Here is a 3476-nt window from a genome sequence, read left to right on the forward strand (position 1 = left end):
TGGAAATTATGCAAAGTGTTTCGTTATGCAAAGTACCACTCTAAAACCCATTAAAGTATGATTTCCTTACCAAATATCTTTACATAATCTCTTAGAATTAAATTTGAAACTTAATGTTTCAAATTAGATTTTAGGGGGTTAATGTATGAACCATCAAACGTTGGCAATTAAAAAATTGGTTGCTGTCGTATTGGCGAAGATGGAGGAATTAAACTATGCCCAAACAACCTTAACGAATTACAGGCGATTTTATAGCCGAATTATTCGCTTTGCAGAAGAAAGGGACGATATCTATTACAGCGAGGAGCTTGGCAGTGATTTTTTGAAAAAGTATTATCATTGTCACATTGATACAATTCATGAAGCAGCCCCTAACAAAACTCTTGGCACTCAAATAAGATATATCCGAGTGTTGGGGGATTTTCAAATTCATGGTGCTATTCTCAGGAGGAAGTTAGGTCCACTTGCAGCTACTTCTTGTCCAATACAGTTTGAGATAGGATTTGAATCGTATTGCCTTGAATGCCAAGACCGACATTATTCAAAGCAGGGTAATTATTCCCGGATGAACCGCATCAAGCATTTACTTTTCTTTTTAAATGAACACGGCATTAAATCATATGACTCTATTACACCAGCATATTTATCTGGCTATGTTAAAACTTTTGTGAACCTAAAAAGTAAAACGGTTAGAACCACCCTTGTCGCAATGAGATGCTTTTTACGTCATTTATACCTAAACGGTTTTATTCAGCAAAATTTAGCGGACATGCTCCCAAAAATAAAAAATTACTACGCCCCAAGCATTCCCCGTATTTGGAAACCATCTGAAGTTAAAACAGTTCTTGGTACTATTGACAGGGGTAATCCCACAGGTAAACGTGATTATGCCATGTTGCTTTTAGTTGCTCGGCTGGGTTTAAGGACTTCCGATTTAAAGGCAATGCGATTGGAAAATATCCGGTGGAACACCAATTCGCTAGAAATCACACAACACAAGACAAAAGCCCCTGTTTCTTTTCCCCTTTTGAATGATATCGGATGGGCGATTATTGATTACCTTAAGAACGGAAGACCCCATACTAATTCTCCCTATGTATTTGTAAGACATAATGCTCCGTTTGAAGAATTTGCACCAAATGCAGCTATGAGTAGGATTTTAGTCAAATATATTCGTGAAGCAGGTGTTAGAATTCCTAAGGATATACCGTTAGGTCTTCATTCATTGAGACACACCTTGGCCAGTACTCTTTTAGAACAAAATGTGCCACTTTCAACTATCTCAGATATATTAGGGCATATGAATGTTAAATCTACAGATATTTATCTTCACATTGATTTTAAAAGGCTACAGGAATGTGCGCTTGATCCCGAGGAGGTATTTGATTATGTCAGATAACATACCTTTTCGGGAAATTATTAATAATTTTATTGCCGAAAAACGTGCTGTCGGCTACAAATTCATTAAAAACGAGAAGCATCTTCGTCGTGTAGCGTTGTTGTATGAACAGATGGGTTACAATGAACCTGTTTTAACAAAGGATCTGGTTCATAAGTGGACGGAAAAAACTCTATATGAAAAGGAAACCAATCGCCTTCACCGGATTAGTGTAATACGTGGCTTGGCAGAATACATGCAGCGTATGGGCTACGATGCATATTTTTTTCCTTTCAGAAGTGTTCCATATCAAGAAGGTACTTATGTTCCACATATTTACTCCAATAAAGAGCTAGCAGGTTTTTTTACGGAAATAGATAAATGCGCTTCTACTGAGACCACACCTTTCCGGCAGATTCAGTTTTCGCTTCTTTTCCGGTTGCTGTATGGAACCGGGATGCGTATAAGTGAAGTCCTTTCCTTAACAAAGGATGATTTAGACTTAAAAGCAGGCACTGTATTTATCAAACAGACAAAGTTTGGAAAAGAACGTATTTTACCACTTGCCAGTTCATTGATAAATCGGAGTATAGATTATGCAACAAAAATGCAGGTTTATCCGGCATGGAGTAAATCCATATGTTTTTTCCCCAATAGTATTGGAAGAAAATACGATGAAACCTCTATATATCATCATTTCAGGAGATATTTATGGCGGGCTGGTATCTCTCATGGCGGAAGGGGTAAAGGACCACGGGTACATGATTTTCGCCATACATTTGCTGTCCATTGCTTGCGAAACTGGGTAAGGGAAGGAAGAGACCTTACAACTGCGTTACCGTATCTTTCTACTTACATGGGGCATGTCGGTTCAAGAAGCACCCAATATTATCTCCGGTTAACTGCAGAACTTTATCCTGATATTGTTTTGGGCCTTGATGCTGCTTATGATTGGATGATACCGGAGGTTAAATCCTGATGGAGAATACAGATTTCGCTAAATTTTTGACAAACTATCTGTCAAAATATCTTCCGGGCCAACGCAATGTCAGTGAAAATACTATCAAATCATATCGGGATACCTTCAAGCTATTTCTATTGTTCTGTAAGAATGTAAAAAATATTGAACCGTCGAAACTGACAATGACCATTATAACTGATTCCTTAATAACTACATTTCTTGACTGGATCGAAAAAGATCGTGGCTGTGGAATTACTACTAGAAATCAAAGACTTGCGGGTATTCATGCCTTTATCCGTTTTGTACAGATGGAGTCACCGGAAAACTTACTGGTGTATCAAAAAATCCTTCATATACCGGTAAAAAAGGGAGTCCATAAACCAATGAATTACCTGTCTCCAGAAGCCTTATCTGCTATACTTGCTGAGCCTAACATCAATTCAAGAAATGGGAGACGTGATTTAATTCTTCTGACCCTTTTGTATGACAGCGGTGCTCGTGTTCAGGAAATAATTGACTTAAGAGTCCGCGACATTCGTATTGAAAATCCAGCTACAGTGAATCTTTTTGGGAAAGGCAGAAAAATAAGATGTATACCACTCATGACAAAAACTAAATCAATGTTGGAAAGCTACCTGAGGGAGCAATCTTTGTGGCAGCGCCCAGAGGAGCTTGATTCACCTGCATTCTTTAACAATAGGCATGAAAAATTAACTCGAGCAGGTGTTTCCTATATAATTAACAAGTATGTAGAAAGTGCAAAAAAACATACCGATACATTACTTCCAGACAAAATATCGCCACATGTATTTCGGCATTCAAAAGCTATGCATATGCTACAGGCAAATATTAACCTGGTTTATATCCGGGATTTTCTAGGACATGTAAATGTAACCACAACTGAAATATATGCCAAGACTGATGCTAAAGCAAAACGGGAAGCTTTGGAAAAAGCTTATGTATGTGTAACTGATCAGGAATTACCTGATTGGACGGGAGATAAAGGTCTAATGAGCTGGTTACAGGCACTTTGCAATAACTAAAACTAATTAATATGTAAAGTCGTAGAAACTGTAATCATTAAATTATCGCTGATTACCGACTACGACTTTGCATAACGAAACACTTTGCATAATT

Annotated in this window: 3 protein-coding genes; all 3 read left to right on the forward strand. The window is 37.7% G+C overall.

Annotated features, from left to right (window positions below; all coding sequences use genetic code 11):
• Positions 1-145: 145 nt before the first annotated feature.
• The 3 genes from V6C11_RS07460 to V6C11_RS07470 are packed head-to-tail and all read left to right on the forward strand — an operon-like array spanning position 146 to position 3382.
• The gene (locus V6C11_RS07460) at positions 146-1399 is read left to right on the forward strand and encodes a site-specific integrase (RefSeq protein ID WP_333530510.1); all 1254 of its coding nucleotides are present in this window, start codon (positions 146-148) and stop codon (positions 1397-1399) included.
• Positions 1389-2357 carry a tyrosine-type recombinase/integrase gene (locus V6C11_RS07465; protein ID WP_333530511.1) on the forward strand — a complete coding sequence of 323 codons (969 nt, stop codon included), beginning with the start codon at positions 1389-1391 and terminating at the stop codon, positions 2355-2357. Before V6C11_RS07460 ends, V6C11_RS07465 begins: the two co-directional genes overlap by 11 nt.
• Positions 2357-3382 (forward strand): site-specific integrase, encoded by a 1026-nt coding sequence (locus tag V6C11_RS07470; protein WP_333530512.1) that lies wholly within the window; start codon positions 2357-2359, stop codon positions 3380-3382. Before V6C11_RS07465 ends, V6C11_RS07470 begins: the two co-directional genes overlap by 1 nt.
• Positions 3383-3476: the final 94 nt, after the last annotated feature.

Origin of the sequence: Desulfotomaculum sp. 1211_IL3151, assembly GCF_036763075.1 — a bacterium.
Taxonomy (GTDB): domain Bacteria; phylum Bacillota; class Desulfotomaculia; order Desulfotomaculales; family Desulfotomaculaceae; genus Desulfotomaculum.